Annotated in this window: 12 protein-coding genes; 1 reads left to right on the forward strand and 11 read right to left on the reverse strand. The window is 47.6% G+C overall.

Going from position 1 to position 17,870, the window contains the following annotated elements; all coding sequences use genetic code 11:
- Positions 1 to 381: IS256 family transposase (locus tag N836_RS57845; RefSeq protein ID WP_023071356.1), on the forward strand; the 381-nt coding region annotated here is incomplete at its 5' end.
- A gap of 27 nt (positions 382 to 408) precedes the next feature.
- Here N836_RS57845 and N836_RS57850 read toward each other — a convergent pair.
- The 11 genes from N836_RS57850 to N836_RS57900 form a co-directional block, all read right to left on the reverse strand.
- A complete protein-coding gene (locus N836_RS57850; RefSeq protein ID WP_023073985.1) occupies positions 409 to 1,368 on the reverse strand; it encodes a TonB-dependent receptor plug domain-containing protein in 960 nt (319 codons plus the stop codon).
- A 192-nt stretch (positions 1,369 to 1,560) separates the two neighbouring features.
- The gene (locus N836_RS57855; protein WP_023073986.1) at positions 1,561 to 2,601 is read right to left on the reverse strand and encodes a helix-turn-helix transcriptional regulator; all 1,041 of its coding nucleotides are present in this window, start codon (positions 2,599 to 2,601) and stop codon (positions 1,561 to 1,563) included.
- Between the two features lie 97 nt (positions 2,602 to 2,698).
- The gene (locus N836_RS57860; protein ID WP_023073987.1) at positions 2,699 to 4,498 is read right to left on the reverse strand and encodes an ABC transporter ATP-binding protein; all 1,800 of its coding nucleotides are present in this window, start codon (positions 4,496 to 4,498) and stop codon (positions 2,699 to 2,701) included.
- Between the two features lie 61 nt (positions 4,499 to 4,559).
- Positions 4,560 to 5,567, reverse strand: coding sequence for an ABC transporter substrate-binding protein (locus tag N836_RS57865; protein ID WP_023073988.1), 1,008 nt, complete (start codon positions 5,565 to 5,567; stop codon positions 4,560 to 4,562).
- A 72-nt stretch (positions 5,568 to 5,639) separates the two neighbouring features.
- On the reverse strand, positions 5,640 to 8,186 hold the full coding sequence (locus N836_RS57870; RefSeq protein WP_023073989.1) for a TonB-dependent siderophore receptor: 2,547 nt from the start codon (positions 8,184 to 8,186) through the stop codon (positions 5,640 to 5,642).
- Between the two features lie 149 nt (positions 8,187 to 8,335).
- Entirely contained in the window at positions 8,336 to 9,322 is a 987-nt protein-coding gene (locus N836_RS57875) for a helix-turn-helix transcriptional regulator (RefSeq protein WP_023073990.1), read from the reverse strand.
- A gap of 87 nt (positions 9,323 to 9,409) precedes the next feature.
- Positions 9,410 to 11,212: an ABC transporter ATP-binding protein gene (locus N836_RS57880; RefSeq protein WP_023073991.1), complete on the reverse strand. Its 1,803-nt coding sequence runs from the start codon at positions 11,210 to 11,212 to the stop codon at positions 9,410 to 9,412.
- 25 nt (positions 11,213 to 11,237) lie between these two features.
- The gene (locus N836_RS57885; protein ID WP_200867439.1) at positions 11,238 to 12,164 is read right to left on the reverse strand and encodes an ABC transporter substrate-binding protein; all 927 of its coding nucleotides are present in this window, start codon (positions 12,162 to 12,164) and stop codon (positions 11,238 to 11,240) included.
- A 102-nt stretch (positions 12,165 to 12,266) separates the two neighbouring features.
- The gene (locus N836_RS57890) at positions 12,267 to 14,822 is read right to left on the reverse strand and encodes a TonB-dependent siderophore receptor (RefSeq protein ID WP_023073993.1); all 2,556 of its coding nucleotides are present in this window, start codon (positions 14,820 to 14,822) and stop codon (positions 12,267 to 12,269) included.
- A 153-nt stretch (positions 14,823 to 14,975) separates the two neighbouring features.
- Positions 14,976 to 15,968: an AraC family transcriptional regulator gene (locus N836_RS57895; protein WP_023073994.1), complete on the reverse strand. Its 993-nt coding sequence runs from the start codon at positions 15,966 to 15,968 to the stop codon at positions 14,976 to 14,978.
- Between the two features lie 93 nt (positions 15,969 to 16,061).
- Positions 16,062 to 17,852 (reverse strand): ABC transporter ATP-binding protein, encoded by a 1,791-nt coding sequence (locus tag N836_RS57900; protein WP_031293250.1) that lies wholly within the window; start codon positions 17,850 to 17,852, stop codon positions 16,062 to 16,064.
- Positions 17,853 to 17,870 lie beyond the last annotated feature (18 nt).

The following is a 17,870-nucleotide window of genomic DNA, read 5'->3' on the forward strand; positions in this document are numbered from 1 at the left end:
AAGGATCTCAAGCCGATTTATCAAGCCGCTACCCTAGCCGAATCGGAAGCTGCCCTGTATGCCTTCAGTGAAAAATGGGATGAGGCCTACCCAGCCATTAGCCAGATCTGGATTCGCCACTGGGAGAATGTGATTCCCATCTTCGATTACCCCATGGAAATTCGTCGGGTGATTTACACCACCAATGCTATTGAATCTCTCAATCGTTCTCTGCGTAAGGTGATTAAGACCAAAGCCGTTTTTCCAGATGAAGACGCTGTTTGCAGGTTGATGTATCTGGCGATGAACAATATCGCGAAAAAATGGAATCGACCGATTAAAAATTGGCGTGCCGCACTGTCTCATTTTGCTATCCTGTTCCCAGAACGCTTCTCTCTCTAAACAAACAGCGTTTACACAAAATTCAGATCACTCTCCAACTGTAGCTTCAACTTCATAGGACGGCTCTGAAAGCGGCTTTTCGGTAATGATGTTAACCGTTCCTCCAGGGGTGACCTCCCCGTATAGAACAGACGCTGGCCCTTTCAAAACTTCAACGCGTTCAATATTGACCGGATCAGCAATAATAAATGGACCATTCTCGTCTCTTATTCCATTTCTAAGAAACGATGAGTTGAATGGTCCGCCAAATCCTCGGATGTAGACTCCATCTCCTTCCTGGGCACGTCCAGTGGTGGTTACAACGCCACTAGCGTTTCTTAGAACCTCTCCTAACCGTAAAGCATTTTGCTCCTCAATCACGACCTGAGGAATAACTTGAATTGCCTGAGGAATATCGCGCAGTGATGTATCTGTCCGTGTTCCCACTTCTCCGGTCACCACAAGTCTTAGCGGCTCATCTGTTGCACCTGCCTGGGCAATTCCTGGCATTACGCTTAGCGTCAGCCCTGCTGTATCTGTCCCAATGTCTGCTGTTGGTGCTGCATCGGTCCCGGTAATCACTATCTGCACTCGATTACTCGATAGAGCTGAAACCTGCACAAAGACAATCTCCTCGGCAGGTCCAAACTGCTCAAACTCTTCTCCAGTCAGTACCGCATTATCAATTTCAACCACCAACGCATCGCCAGATATGCTTGTTGTCGGTGTGGGTAGTTCACCGTCTGCTGTTTCCAATATCACCTGTAGACCAGTGTCAGTTTCTTCTAGCCGCACGTTTGTGATTTGTACTATGGGATTCTGGGCTAGGGTTTGGGAGGAAAGGGAGAGGGGGAGAGGGAGAGAGGGGGAGAGAAATTGCTTGGAAGCTTTATCTAGGGGCTCATTTATCAACTCATTGTCTCTACCTTCTGCCTGAACAGGCAACGCAAAACCACCCGCTACACTCAACGCGACTATCAACCGCACCATTAGCCCAAGCTTTGTCATGATCGCTATTGCCCTCACACCTGATAAAATCCCTCAATTGCGAAGGATTCTTACTTATTAGAAGTGAGAATAAAAGCAGGACAATACTGAGATCCACTCCGATACTTCACAATCACCCCAAGACTTCGTCTGAGGAAAAAAATCTTACCCTTCGACTCCGCTCAGGGTACGCTATATCCTTTTCGACTCCGCTTAAGGTGTGCTGTATCTTTGGCTGAGCGGAGTCGGTCGCAAAGCGTCTCCTTCGGAGTTAGCCAACGAACCACGCATACATTCGCGGGGTGTCATACCAAACTGACGCTTAAACGCAGCGGAAAACTGGGCCGGATTTGCATAGCCCACTTGATTGGCCACCTCCGCCACCGTGCAGTCTGGCTGCCGCAGTAGTCGTTCCGCCTGTTCCATGCGATAGCGGGTTAAATAAGCAAACGGCGTCACTCCAAACACTGTCCGAAATCCTTTGTTTAGAGTAGTGGGTCCAATGCCGATTTGCTTTGCTAGCTCGGTGTTAGAGGGTGGATTTTCGAGGTGCGATCGCAATATTTCTGCCGCATAGTGAATCCGAGCGGTCGTATCAGCCTTAAGCAAACCCGATGGGGCTGTTTTCTCACTGGACATCCCATCAAGCTGCAGCGCCATCAGCTCAAACACCTTGCTTTGCAAATACAGTCGCTTGGTGGTGCCGGTAAATGGACAGTCGATGATCTGCTGTACCACCGCTCGCATTGCCCCAGTAACTTTTGGCGAAAAGACCTGCTGCCAATCATCTCCTTGCATCAGCGGCTGAAATTCGGGCGGCAGTTCTCCCGTTGGTGTTGCAAACAGCTGCCTCAGCAGCTGCGGCTGCAGATGAATATTCACTCCAATTTCGGGTTGATTAGCCAGGTGATAATTGGTTACGGCAGGTTGAATGCCGCTGCCGCCGATATAGCTATGGTTTGAATCTTGATAAAGAAAGCTCCCGCTGTCTACGGTTCCTGACAGATGAACCATAAACTGTATCGGATGTGGATTCTCAACGCCTCTGTAGATTAGTCCATCTGGATAAGTTTCGTGAAAGATAACTAGCTCTAAACCTGAACACAGTTCGATTGCACGATAGTAACCATAGCCCAGCTGCGAGGGCAGTGTTTGGATGCTTTCCAGAGCATCAGCTGATGTCACCGGAGGGCATTGCTGTTGAGCGTCCGCGAAAACGTCATCAAATTCTGCGGCTGTCAGGTCTAGACTCATGGCCAGTGGAATAACTGAGCATTAATGATAATTAATCTCAATAATCCCGAGTCCGACCTAAAAAGTCAAGCTGTTAGGACATATGAACAATCGTCAATCACTTGCTGGTCAACGGTTGCTCAGTCCATTTCACACCTGACTGCACTCGCCACAGGTTGGCATAGATTCCATTCTGAACCAGCAGTTGTTCATGGGTTCCCTGCTCTACCAGCTGACCCTTATCCATCACGTAAATACAGTCACTATGGCGAATAGTCGATAGCCGGTGGGCAATGGCAATCGTCGTTCGATTTTGCGTAATCTTAGTCAATGATTTCTGAATTGCCGCTTCAGTTTCGTTGTCTACAGCTGAGGTAGCCTCATCGAGCACAAGAATCGGTGGATTTTTAAGAATAGTGCGGGCAATGGCGATGCGCTGCCGCTGACCACCGGAGAGTTTTTGCCCCCGTTCGCCCACAACGGTGTCATACCCCTGAGGTAGCTGTTGAATAAAATCGTGGGCCTCAGCTGATTGTGCTGCCTGGATAATTTGGTCATGGCTAGCCTCAAAGCTGCCGTAAGCAATGTTCTCAGCCACGGTACCATGGAACAAAAAAACATCTTGACTAACCCAGCCAATGTGGCGACGCAGGTCAGCCAGGCTTAAGGTCTGAATATCCTGACCATCAATTAAAATATCTCCCTGCTGTGGCTGGTAGAATCGGAGTAACAATTTTATCAGGGTACTTTTGCCCGACCCGGTTGCGCCAACAATCCCAATGGTTGCACCGGCTGGAATGTTCAGAGAGAGATTTCTGATAACGGGATACTGCGGTTGATAAGCAAAGGTAATCTGGCCAAAGACAATCTCACCGCGTAATGATGGTTGTGAGACGCCTGAATAAGGAGCTGATGCTTCAATGGGACTATCTAATAATCCCATCACTCGCCAGACGGATGCCATAGCTCGCTGATACTCATCAAAAATCTCGCCTAGCTCGGTGAAGGGCCAGAGTAGATCCTGCACGATAAACACCATAAAGCCGTAGGTGCCGACGCTGAGCTGTCCAGCCAGAACAGCTCGTCCTCCTAGATAAAGGGTAACAACAAAGCCGAGCAAAATTAAAAACCTCAGCAGTGGTTGAAAGCTAGCGCTAAGGCCAATGACATTACGGTTGCTGGTGCGATAGGCCTCGCTTTCTTGTTCCACACGGTATTGTTCGTAGGCTTCGGTGGTAAAGCTTTTGATAGTGGCAATACCGGAGATATTGTTGGCCAGCCGGGCACTGATTTGGGCACTGCGGTTGCGGACTTCACCATAGCGGGGCCCCAACCGTTGTTGGAATACAAATGCGCCCCCGAGGATAAAAGGAATTGGTACCATGGCGAACCAGGCAATGCCGGGAGCTAAAACAACAAAGCTCAAGCCAACAGCCGCCACACGCGTAAAAAAGCCGATCAGATAGGGTGCGCCAGCATCTAAAAAGCGTTCTAGCTGGTTGATGTCGTCGTTGAGAATAGACAGCAGGGTACCGGTGCTGCGGTCTTCAAAGTAGCTGATTTCTAGCCGCTGCAGGTGGCCATAGGCATCGACCCGTAGTTTATGCTGTAGAGTTTGGGCCAGGTTGCGCCACAGCTGGTCAGCACTATACTGACTCAAGGATTCCAAGCCCCAAGTGAGAATGGTGAGAAAAGAGACAATCAGCAGCTGAGAATGAACGTTTTGGATACCCAAACGGGCAAGCTGAGAGATATCTTGCTGAACAAGAATATCGACAGCTAAACCAATTAAATAAGGTGGAGCCAGATCAAAGAGAGTACGAAAAATAGAGCAAAGGGTGGCTGCTGTGATTCGAGGTTGGAAGGGTTTGGTGTAGCGGAGTAGACGCAATAAGAGCTGAGTGGGGCGAGTGCTCATTGGTTATTTGTATACCTTGAATGGTAAAAAAATCAGACAAAAAGAGTAGAGCTATATATGGTTAAAGCATTTCAGAAAAATATTCATAAAGATCGTCAATTACTTGATTAGCCATCACTGGACCTCCACCGTACCAGTTAGTTACATAAACTTGATCTTTCTGAACAGCATTGAGGCTCGACCAAAGTGGCTCTGTAAATAGAGATAAAGAGTCGATGGACTCAAACTCTTCTTTATAGAAGAGATCTAGAAATAAAAAGTCAGCATCCCAATTGGGAAGAGACTCAAGACTTAATCTCAGGTGGTTACTTCCGAGATCTTCGTAAGCGGGAATAAACTGTATCCCTGCATCCCTTAAAACCTGCGCGTAAGCAAGGATATCTGGTCCGTAAACATGAACTGCGGAGCCCCAAAAAGAAAACAAAGAGACTGTCTTGTTCTTCAGCTTATCTCCCATCTGCTGACGGAATTCTTGAATTTGTGCATCATAGTTTGCCAAGACCACTTCGGCCTGATTGCTTTTACCTAAGATTTCAGCCAAGTATCTGAAGTTCCGCTTAAAATCATTTCCCTCAGAAAAAATGTCCATTATTACCGTAGGGGCAATTTCCGACAACCTGGGATAAAAATTTCTCTGCCAGCTATATCCCAAAATCAGATCAGGTTCTAGACCTAAGATAGTTTCTAAAGAAGGCCGACTATCGTTGCCTACAGACGGAACATCCTGCAAAAACTCATCGAAATAATTTAAAGCTATACAATCGGCACAGCGAGTTACCCCTACTGGTTGTATTCCCAAAGAAGATAGCGCATCTATATAAAACGAGCCGATGGCATCTAGTACTACAATCCGCTGGGGCTGTAGCGGAATCTCGACCTGACCTAAGGCATGACCGACAGTTTTTGTCGCTATTGAATCTTGCTCTGATCTTTCAAGAGCAGTTTGCGCAGATGATTCTGACTGCTCAGTACGCTGGGTATTGCTGTCGCAAGCAGTAACTGCAAAGATCGCAACAAATACTAAAGATAGGAAGAAGACAGCAGTTTTGTGAATTGCCCTTTTTCTCATCTCTCAAACGAGCCCCTCAGTTAAAGTTGTTGTCTCAAAGACGATGGTTTGATCAAGCCCATGCTCTCAATCCTAAAACTCCCAGCTAATAGAACCCACAATACTGAAGGGCTCTCCTCGCTCAGCAAACAGTCTATTCCCATTGTTTATTGAGCCTACATAATCTACATCAAAGAGATTGCGGATATTAATTGCCGTATTTAGACTATCTTTACGATAGAAAAGCGCTGCATCAGTTCGTAGATAATCATCGACTTGAAATGAATTCGCCAAGTCTCCTTGCCTCTCACCAACGTAGAATAATCCTAAACCGACCCCTAATCCTTGTAAATCTCCTTCCTGAATTTCGTATGTGGTCCACAGGCTAGCCTGATGCTCCGGTACGTTGGCAAAGCTGTTGCCCTCGTTGTTAAGTAAAGGACTATCGGCGGTCACCTTCGTATCTGTTAACGCATAAGAGGCGATAATATTCCATCCCGGTGAGATTTTACCTGCTATGTCTAGTTCTATGCCACGACTCCGCTGTTCTCCAACTTGAACCTGGAAGCCTTGTAGTGCCAAAGCTAGATCAGGATTGGGAGCCAAAACATTTGTTCTAGTAAGATTGTAAGCCGCTAGAGTAGTTGAGAGCCTGCCATCAAGGAAGTCGGCTTTGACCCCTACCTCGTACTGCGTTCCTCTAGTCGGTTCAAAAGGGCTGCCATCTGGGTTACGCCCAGACACAGAATTAAATGAGCGGCTGTAGCTCGTGTATAGCGAAACATCGTCATTGGGTTGATACACCAACCCTACGCGGGGGCTAAAGGCACCGTCAGACTGAGATTGGGTACTCCTCATGTTTGCAGGTGTAATAATTCCTGCATCTTCCGATATCCAGTCATAGCGTCCGCCAATCAGTAATTTCCATTGAGGGCTAAAAGCTATTTGATCTTGAAGATAAATTCCATAAGACTCTCTATCTGTCACTGACGTATTTTCTGGAAAAACCGCTGGCCTCACTGTCAAACCATCATAGTTAGGATTGAGAATATCCAGAGGGGGAAGAACGGTAGGATCAAAATTGCCTTCACTGGCAATATTTTGATCAAAGTAGTTGAAGTCGAAGCCAGCTAAAAGTTGATGCGCAATATCTCCCGTTTCAAATTCTCCAAGTACGTCAATTCCGGCAAAGTAGTTATAGGTATCATTGTCTGCATTGAAAGTAGCAAGACTTAGAAATCGGTCATCTGTAAGTGAGAGTGGAAAAATTTCTCGTCTTTCATTTTGTGTATTTGTGAAAGCAAAGTTGTTGCGAACTTGCCAATTGCTATCAAACCTGTGAGTCAGTGTATATCCAGCCTTGTGGTCAGATAAATCAGCTCTGTTTAAGAAGGGGGAGCTGGGGTACAGGTTCTGCGAAGGCAGAGTTCCATCGCTTAGAAGTGGAACACCAGACTGATAGGGATCTGCAAAGTACCGATTGTACTCATAATAAAGATTTAGATCCGTCTGATCTCCTAAGTTTAATGAGACTGAAGGCGCAATTGAAGTGACCTCTGAATTAGCAAACTCTTGAAAGCTATCTCGACCTTCATAGGCCGCAATAAAGCGATAAAGCACATTCCTATCAGCTGTTAGCGGGCCTGATAAATCAACACTGGGCTGATAAAGTCCGAAATTGCCGATCTCAAGACCAAGGTTGTAATAGGGGTCGCTCAAGGGTTGCTTAGTAACGTAATTAACAACTCCCCCAGGCTCTATAGCACCTGTTATCACTGAGGAGGGACCTTTCAAAATTTCTAACTGCTCAATTGTCGCTAGGGGCGTTGTGCTAGTCGAAACAGGGCTCTCAGGGAAACCATTACGAAGTGTTGAACTCGCCGTAAATCCTCGGATACGTCTACTACCACTCGTTCCATTGAAGAATCTGAAGTCTTCAACTACGCCACTGACAGTCTCCACTGCTTCGGTTATTGTTCTGACGTTGCGATCTTCAATCACCTGTCGCGGTACTACCTGAATGGATTGAGGAATATCTCGCAAGGGCGTATCTGTTCGCGTTGCCGTAGTCGCGCTTGACGGATTATACCCTTCATCCTCCTCTCCGGTTACCACAAGTCTAAGTGACTCATCCGTTCCATCCACCTGAGCAACTCCCGGCACCAAGCTTAGTGTCAGTCCTGCCGCATCCGTTCCAATGTCCACTGTTGGTGCCGCATCTTCTCCAGTGATCACCACCTGCACACGGTTATCCGGTAGGGTCGAGAGCTGTACAAAAGCAATTCCCTCAGCAGGCTCAAACTGCTCAAAGTCTTCCCCAACTAGCACCGCATTAGAAATCTCAACAATTAGGGCATCACCAGATACTGCTGTTGCCGGTGTGGACAATAGCTCACCGTCTGCTGTTTCCAGCACTATCTGCAGACCAGCGTCAGTTTCTTCTATCCGTACGTTGGTGATTTGTACTGGTGGTGTTTGAGCCAGGGTTTGAGAAGAACGAGAGAGGGATTGCTCGGAGGCTCCATCAAGATGTTCACCCATCAACTTATCGAGGTGATCTTCTGCATGGGTAGGCACTGCCAAACCACCCACTATGCCCAACGCCACCGTTAATCGCACTATTAGCCCAAGCTTTGTCATGATCGCTATTGCCCTCACACCTGATAACATCCTTCAATTGCGAAGGATTCTTACTTATTAAGCATGAGAATAAAGGTCGAGCAATAGCGCGATCCACTCCAAAACTATACTGTGAGCCCAAACGTTTGTTTTGGAGACAAAAATCTAGCTCAGGGGCTGACAGCCCCTCGCATACACGCCTTTGGTGTAATGCCAAAATGGCGCTTAAAGGCCATAGCAAATTTAGCAGGGTTAGCATAGCCCACCCGATTGGCCACCTCCGTTACGGTATGGCCGGGCTGGCGCAGTAGTCGTTCGGCCTGCTCCATGCGATGGCGGGTTAAGTAGACAAACGGAGTAATCTGAAAGAGCTCCCGAAATCCTTTATGTAGGGTGCAGTAACTGATACCAACCTGCTGGGCTAACTCGGTCTGGTCTGGTGGGTCTTCAAGGCGCGATCGCAATATCTCAGCCGCATAATGAATACGAGCAATAGTCTCAGGCTTGAGGGATGTGAAGGTAGACACCGCATCACTTTTCAAAAGGCTATCGAGCTGCAGCGCGATCAGTTCAAACACCTTGCCTTGTAGATACGCCTGCTTCGGAACACCTAAAAATGGACAGTCAATCATCTGCCGCACCACCGTTCGCATAGCTCCCGTCATCTTGGGTGAAAACTGTCTCTGCCAGTCATTTGCCTGTACCAGCGGCTGCAGTGAGGCAGGCAGTTCGCCATGGGAATCGGCAAAAAACTGCTGAAATAGAGCCGGGGGCATGTGAATCTCAACGCCAACCTGATGGTGAGATCGCGGGATGTGTACAAAATGACTTAGTTGAATGCCGCTGCCGCCTATATAGGTTTGCTGGGGATTAATCTGTAAATAGTCGCCACTGTCTAACACGCCTGACAGACACGCTGCAAATTGGACTGAATGATTATTTTCTGGAATTCGCAACGTCAAATCATTGGGCACCGTGTCGATAATGCTCAGATACAACCCTGGACATAGCTCAATCTCTCGCGCATAGCCGCTACCCAATTTAGACGGTACCGTACAGATCGTCTCCACTTGATCGATCGAGGTTACAGGCGGGCAGTGCTGTTCGGCTTCTGCATAAATTTCTTCAGCATCTTGGATGGTCAAATCCAGGCTCATGTCGAGGGAAGCAAGCTAATGATAATTAGTCTCAATAATCCCGAATGGTACCTGAAAAGTCAAGGCGTTAATAGATATGGACAATCTTCATTGCTCGCTCGTTATCAGCGGCTCAGCCCATTCCAATCCTGATTGCACTCGCCATAGCTTGGCATAGATTCCATTCTGGGCCAGCAGTTGTTCATGGGTTCCCTGCTCTACAAGCTGGCCTTTGTCCATGACATAGATACAGTCACTATGACGAATGGTCGACAGCCGATGGGCAATGGCAATCGTGGTTCGATTCTGTGTAATCTTTGTCAATGATTTCTGAATTGCCGCTTCAGTTTCGTTATCGACAGCTGAGGTGGCCTCATCAAGCACCAGGATGGGCGGATTTTTAAGAATGGTTCGAGCAGTAGCAATCCTCTGGCGTTGTCCGCCGGAGAGCTTTTGCCCTCGTTCGCCCACAACAGTGTCATATCCCTGGGGCAGCTGCTGAATAAAGTCATGGGCTTCAGCTACCTTTGCTGCCTGAACAATCTGATCATGGCTGGCGTCAAAGCTACCATAGCCGATGTTCTCAGTCACGGTACCGTGAAACAGAAACACATCCTGGCTGACCCAGCCAATGTGACAACGTAGGTCCGCTAACCCCAAGGTTTGAATATCCTGACCATCAATTAAAATGTCTCCCTGCTGGGGCTGGTAGAACCGCAGTAAAAGTTTTATCAGAGTGCTTTTACCAGAACCAGTTGCACCGACAATGCCAATGGTTGCTCCGGCTGGAATGTTCAGTGAGAGATTTCTAATGACGGGATGATATTGTTGATAGGCAAAGGTAATCTGGTTAAAGCTAATCTCACCGCGTAGTGATGGTTGTGAGACACTTGGATAAGGAGCTGATGCTTCAATCGGACTGTCCAATAATTTCATCACTCGCCAGACGGAGGCCATGGCCCGCTGGTATTCGTCAAAAATCTCGCCTAGCTCGGTAAAGGGCCAGAGCAGGTCTTGAACGATAAACACCATAAAGCCATAGGTGCCAACGCTCAGCTGTCCGGCGAGGACAGCTCGTCCTCCTAGATAAAGCGTGGTGACAAAGCCGAGCAAAATCAGAAACCGTAGCAGCGGTTGAAAGCTGGCACTGAGGGCAATGGCTTTGCGATTGCTAGTGCGATAGGCATCGCTCTCTTGTTCCACACGGTACTGTTCAAAAGCTTCGGTGGTGAAGCTTTTGATGGTAGCGATACCAGAGATATTGTTGGCAAGCCGGGCGCTGATTTGGGCGTTGCGATCGCGGACTTCACTATAGCGGGGTCCTAAGCGTTGCTGAAAGGCCAGTGCGCCCCAAAGGATAAAAGGAATGGGGACCATGGCGAGCCAGGCAACACCGGGAGCTAGAATCACAAAGCTAAGGCCAACGGCGGCGACACGAGTAAAAAAGTCAATCAGGTCGCGGGCACCGGTATCTAAAAAGCGTTCTAACTGGTTAATGTCGTCGTTGAGAATGGAGAGCAGGGTGCCGGTACTGCGGTCTTCAAAGTAGCTGATCTCTAGCCGCTGCAGGTGACCATAGGCATCGACGCGCAGTTCGTGCTGTAGGGTTTGGGCCAGGTTGCGCCATAGCTGGTCAGCACCATACTGGGTTAGGGATTCGAGACCCCAGGTGAGAATGGTGAGGAGAGAAACAATCAGCAGCTGTGTGTGGACGGTTTGGATACCTAGACAGGCAAGTTGGGATGCCTCTTGCTGGACAAGGATATCGACAGCGACGCCAATAAGGAAGGGGGGAGCGAGGTCAAAGAGGGTGCGAAGGATGGAGCAAACGGTAGCGGCTACGATTTGGGACTGGAAGGGAGTAGCGTAGCGGAGTAGATGCAGTAGATGCCGATGTGGGCGAGTGCTCATTGGCTAGAATGCTTTATTCACAAAGTTAGAGATTGTTGCTGAAATACTCGTAGAGGTCATCAATAAATTGATTAACGGTAATGGGTCCCCATACATCTAAAACCATCGGATGAACTTGCTCATTTTTCACCACGTCCAGGGTGGACCATATTGGCTTCTGCGTCAGTAGCTCAAAGTCTTCGGTGTGTCTTTCATAATTGCGGACAACAAACAGAAAATCAGCATCCCACTGAGTTAAAGCTTCGGTATTTAAGGGGTGGTAGCCATTGGTTTTGATCGTTTCGTAGGCGGGGCTAAACTGAACCCCTGCATCACTCATGACTTGGCTGTAGATATTATCTCCTAATTTTCTAACGTAAAACGAAGTTGCATCGACACCAATTACAGAGACTGTTTTGTCCTGCAATTTTTCTCCAAACTGTTGTCGAAACGCTGAGATTTTCCTGTCATAGTCAGCCAAGATGCCATCAACTAACTCATTTTTATCTAGAATCTTTGCAAGATATTTGAGAGTTGGGATGAAACCATTAAGCTCAGGTTCTTCTATCATCACGGTTGGTGCGATTTCAGACAGTCGTGGATAAAATTGCTCCTGCCATGCCAATCCTAAAATTAAATCGGGCTTAAGACTAACAATTTTTTCTAGGGATGGCGCGGCCATATCCCCCAACTTGGGAACATCGACTACAAACTCACTAAGAAGTTCTGAAGGGATGCAAACTTGACAAGGGGTATATCCGACTAGCTTGACGTCAAGCGCCGATAGGGTATCCAGCAGATAAAACTCGTCTAATATAACGATTCGCTGAGGATTAGCCGGGATACAGGTTTCGCCCAGGGCATGTTGAACAACTTTACAGGCTTTTGTGGTGTCTGAATTTTCTGACAGTGAGCTTGGTGTTTGGCTATTTGGCTGATAACAAGCTGTTACCAGAGTAAAGGATAAAACCATCAGTAGAAATGGCTTTATCAAATGATGCATTGTAGTGCTGATTGCCCTCATGGTTATGATGTTTGATGATTTGCAATCAATTTATAGCGGCTTTTGGGAGTATCAAAACTCCCAGCTGAGAGACGCTGAAACGGTAAAAGGTTCACCTCTTTCGATATATACCGGACTACTGGAAAAGCTAGCATAGTCGATATCAAACAAATTTCGCACGTTAATTGCTGCTTTAAGCCTATCTCGTCGGTAGTAAAGGGCGGCATCAGTACGGAGGTAGTCATCCACTTCAAAGGAGTTTGCTAAGTCCCCTTGACGCTCACCTACATAAAACAGTCCTAGACCAAATCCCAACCCAGCAAGGTCGCCCTCTTGAATTTCATAGGTCGTCCATAAACTAGCCTGATTAAAGGGAATATTAGCTAATTGATTCCCTATGGGAGTAGAGTTGTCCTCGGTGACTTCAGCATCAGTGTAGGCATAGGATGCAATTATGTTCCATCCAGGCAAAATCTCACCAGAAACATCCAGCTCGATGCCCTGACTCCGCTGCTCACCAGTCTGAACAGAGAAAAATGGATTATTTGGATCAGGAGTAGTCACATTCGTTTTTGTCAGATGGTAGGCGGCTAGAGTGGCCGAGAGGCGGCTATCTAAAAAATCTGTTTTAACGCCTACCTCGTACTGAGTACCCCTTGTCGGCTCAAACATCTCATCTGGACTGAATGCTGTAGTTTGTAAAAATGAACGACTATAGCTACCGTAGAGAGAAACGGTATCGCTAGGCTGGTAGACTATGCCGATGCGTGGACTAAATGCACTATCATTGGATTCTGGCGTATCAACATCATCAACTAACGATTCAAATTGATTGGATATCCAGTCAAACCGACCGCCAATCAACATTTTCCACTGGTCGCTAAATTCGATCTGATCTTGCAAATAGACACCAAGGGACTCGGTCGGCCATTCAAATTCAAAGCCCTGAACTAAGTCAGTGGGTCTTGCCACGTCATAATCTGGGTTCTGTGAATCTAGAAGAGGCAGTGGTGTTGGAATGTTAAGCTCACTGTATCTCTCAAAAACATTTTCATAATCAACGCCAACTAAGAGCTGATGAGAAACCGAGCCGGTGTTGAATTTCCCCAGTAGATCGATATTGCCAAAGTAAACATCGTTGGAGTTAGTGCGATCAAGATAGAAAAAATCAACAAACCGATCGTCTTGCAGAGCAATTGGGACCGCAAACCTTTCCTCTGGAACATTGAAGTGATTTCCAGAGAAGGTGGTGCGTAGCTGCAAGTTGTCATCAAAGTCATGCTCTAATCTAAATCCATATTCATGACTCACTCTTTCGAGGAAAGTAAGATCTGGGTTACCCCATACATTAACGTCTCTCGGCAGAAAACTACCATCGCTGCGAACCGCAGTATACAGGCCACCATAAAGATCGCCTGCATATCTGCTGTATTCATAGAACAGATCTAGTTCTGTTCTGTCGCTAAAGTTGAGGCTAACTGTAGGCGAGATAAATGTATTATCTCGGCCGCCACCTCTGAAATAGCCATCAAAAGTACTGTATGCACCAACCAATCGATAGAGAGCAGTTTCATCAGCATTTAAAGGGCCTGTCACATCAAAGTCAGCCTGGTAGAATCCACGATTCCCTGCCTCAAGACCCAGCTCGTAAAAAGGATCACTTAACGGCTGTTTTGTGATAGCGTTAATGACTCCACCAGGGTCTATTGCTCCAAACAAAACAGATGCAGGGCCTTTTAGTATCTCCAATCGCTCAATGGATACAAGAGGTTCTTCTGGAATCAGTGAAAAGGTATCTCCTAGACGATTGCCATTGCGTAGCTGAGATGTCTGATCTGTGGCAAACCCTCTAAAACTTCTAAATTGCGAGTCTCCACTATCAAGAAAACCAGGAACTGTTTCTAGGGCATCGTTAACGGTGCGAACGCCTCGGTCTTCAATTACCTGTCGTGGCACGACTTGAATTGCCTGAGGAATGTCTCGCAGCGGCGTATCTGTTCGCGTTGCTGTACTTGCATTGGATGGATTATAGCCCTCGTCTTCTTCTCCAGTGACCACAAGTCTCAATGACTCATCAGCTTCATCCGCCTGGGTAATTCCCGGCACCACGCTTAGGGTCAGTCCTGTCGCATCGGTGCCAATATCCGCTGTTGGTGCTGCATCTTCCCCACTGATTACCACCTGTACCCGGTCACCCGACAGTTCAGAAACCTGAACAACAGCAATCCCCTCGGCAGGTTCAAACTGCTCAAAGTCTTCTCCAGCGAGCACAACATTAGCAACATCGATAATCAGCGCATCACCAGATACCGATGTTGTTGGTGTGGATAGTTCACCCTCTGCAGTTTCTAACACCACCTGCAGGCCAGCGTCAGTTTCTTCTAATCGGATGTTGGTGATTTGGACGAGTGGCGTTTGAGCCAAGATTTGAGAGGAGAGGGGGAGGCTTCGACGTGAGCTCAGCCGAACGGGGAGAGGGGAAGAAAGGGAGAGAGATTGCTCGAAAGTTCCATTGAGGTGTTCACCCATCAACCTATTGAGGCTATCTTCCGCATGAGTAGGCACTGCCAAACCACCCACTATGCCCAATGCCACTGTTAATCGCACTATTAGCCCAAGCTTTGTCATGATCGCTATTGCCCTCACACCTGATAACATCCTTCAATTGCGAAGGATTCTTACTTATTAGGAATGAGAATAGGGGTAGGGCAATAGTGAAATCCACTCCAAAGCTCCACCATCACCCCAAGATCCTATTTTTAACCCCAAAAATTTAGAAGATCAGGGTTGATGACAAATCAATCCCCGCATGCATTCGCTGGGGGTAATACCAAAGTGACGCTTAAATGCAGCTGCAAACTGAGCCGGATTGGCATAGCCTACCCGATTAGCCACTTCAGCCACCGTACAATCTGGCTGCCGTAGAAAACTTTCAGCCTGTTCCATACGATGGCGGGTCAGATAGGCAAACGGGGTCATGCCAAACACATCCCGAAATCTTTTACTTAAGGTGCTGTGGCCAATGCCCACCAGCTGGGCCAGCTCGATTTGTGAAGGTGGGTTTTCACTATGCGACCTTAATATTTCAGCCGCATAGTGAAGGCGAGCAACAGTATCGGCCTTAGGGGATGTTGCGGTGGGAGCTGCATCATTCTTCGAGATGCTATCGAGCTGCAGCGCGATCAGCTCAAACACTTTACCTTGCAGATACGCCCGTTTAGCAGCACCGAGAAATGGGCAATCAATAATCTGCTGCACCACTGTCCGTATGGCTCCCGTCGTCTTAGGTGAAAACCTATGCTGCCAGTCATTCCCCTGCACCAGCGGCTGCAACGAAGCAGGCAGCTCGCCCTTGGCATTGCTAAAAAACTGCTGAAATAGAGCTGGAGGCATATGAATATCAACACCAATCCGCCTATGAGATCTAAGAGTTCTTAAAAAGTGTTGGGGTTGAATGCCGCTGCCACCTACATAGCTTTGATGGGCATTAAGTTGTAGATGGTCACCACTGTCGCAAGTACCTGATAGCAATACTGAAAACTGAACCAAATGGTTGTTTTCTGGAACTCGCACAGTCAAATCATGGGATGTTATGTCCATAATGCATAACTCTAACCCCGGACACAGCTCCATCTCTCGATTGTAGCCACTGCCTAACTTAGAGGGTTCAGGATAGATTATCTCTATCTGATCAACTGACGTTACAGGCGGGCAGTGCTGTTGGGCTTCTGCATAGAGTTGCTCAGCTTCTTGGATGGTCAAATCCAGGCTCATGTCAAAGGGGAGAGGTTTTAATGATAATTAGTCTCAATAATCTCGAATGGCATCTGAAAAGTCAAGGCGTTAATAGATATGGACAATCACTCATCACTCGCTCGTTATCAGCGGCTCAGCCCATTCTAATCCTGATTGCACTCGCCATAGCTTGGCATAGATTCCATCCTGGGCTTGTAGTTGTTTATGGGTTCCCTGCTCTACAAGCTGGCCCTTATCCATGACATAGATACAGTCACTATGACGAATGGTCGACAGCCGATGGGCAATGGCAATCGTGGTTCGATTCTGGGTGATTTTGGTCAAAGACTTCTGAATGGCAGCTTCAGTTTCGTTATCGACAGCTGAAGTGGCCTCATCAAGCACCAGGATAGGCGGATTTTTGAGAATAGTGCGGGCAATGGCGATGCGCTGACGCTGTCCGCCGGAGAGTTTTTGACCCCTTTCGCCGACAATGGTGTTGTACCCCTGGGGTAGCTGCTGGATAAACTCGTGGGCCTCAGCTGCCTTTGCGGCCTCAACAATCTGTTCTTGACTGGCCTCAAAGCTGCCGTAGGCAATATTTTCAGCCACAGTGCCATGGAACAAAAACACATCCTGGCTCACCCAGCCAATGTGACGACGCAGGTCAGATAAATTCAAGTCTCGAATGTCGATACCATCGATTAGGATGCGTCCCTGTTGAATGTTGTAAAAACGCAGGAGAAGTTTGACCAACGTGCTTTTACCGGAACCAGTGGCACCCACAATACCAATGGTAGATTCGGCTGGAATGTGGAGTGAGAACTGATTCAGAATCTTGCTACGTCCTGGATAGGCGAAGGTGATGTGCTCAAATTGGACATCTCCACGGATGGTCTTATGTGGCAAAGAAAGACTGCCATGGGAAATTGCAATTGGCGTATCCAGCAGGTCCATCACCCTGCGTACTGATGCTATTAACCGATGGTATTCATCGACGATGACACCCAGTTCAGTAAAGGGCCAGAGTAAGCGCTGACTGATAAAGACCATAAAGCCATAGGTGCCCGCCGATAGGCGACCGTTGGCGACTGCCAAGCCTCCTAAAAACAGGGTAGCGGTAAAGCCGATCAGAATAATAATTCGAATAATAGGGACAAAGGCAGTGCTGAGGGCAATGGCTTTAGCATTACTGCGGCGGTAGGCATTGCTTTCAATAATCACCCGCTCTCGCTCATAGGCTTCTGCAGTAAAACTTTTGATGGTGGCCATGCCAGGGAGATTGTTGGTTAGCCGACTGCTAATGAGGCCATTTTTCTCTCGTACATCGGCATAGCGGGGTTCTAGTTTGGTTTGAAATACCATGCCTCCCCAAAGAACAAAGGGGATAGGGAGCATGGCCCAGACAGAGACGCCGGGTGCCAGGATGATAAAAGTGGTGCCAACAACGAGAATGGTGGTGAAAAAGTGGAGGATATGATAAGCACCAAAGTTAAGAAATCTTTCTAGCTGATTGATGTCGTCATTGAGAATGGATAACAGCAGTCCAGTGCTGCGGTCTTCGAGATAGCTGAGTTCTAAGTTTTGGAGATGGCTGTAGGCGTCGACTCGCAGCTTATGCTGTAAGGTTTGGGCCAGATTTCGCCAGAGGCGACTGTGGCCATATTCTGTGAGAGATTCAAGACTCCAGATGAGCAGGGTGAGGCCAGAGACGATGGCGAGCTGGCCAGTGAGGCTGTTGATGCCGAATTGGGAAATCAGAGAGCTGTCTGGGTTAACAACAACATCAATGGCAATACCAATGAGGTAGGGTGGGGCAAGATCAAAGATGGTGTTGAGGATGGAGCATGCGATGGCGCTCCAGATCTCAATTTGATGGGGTTTACCGTAGTGGAGGAGGCGCAGCAACGGGGAGGACATCATAAATAATGCACTTACAAT

This window comes from Leptolyngbya sp. Heron Island J (genome assembly GCF_000482245.1).
In the GTDB taxonomy this organism is placed as follows: Bacteria; Cyanobacteriota; Cyanobacteriia; order Phormidesmidales; family Phormidesmidaceae; genus Leptothoe.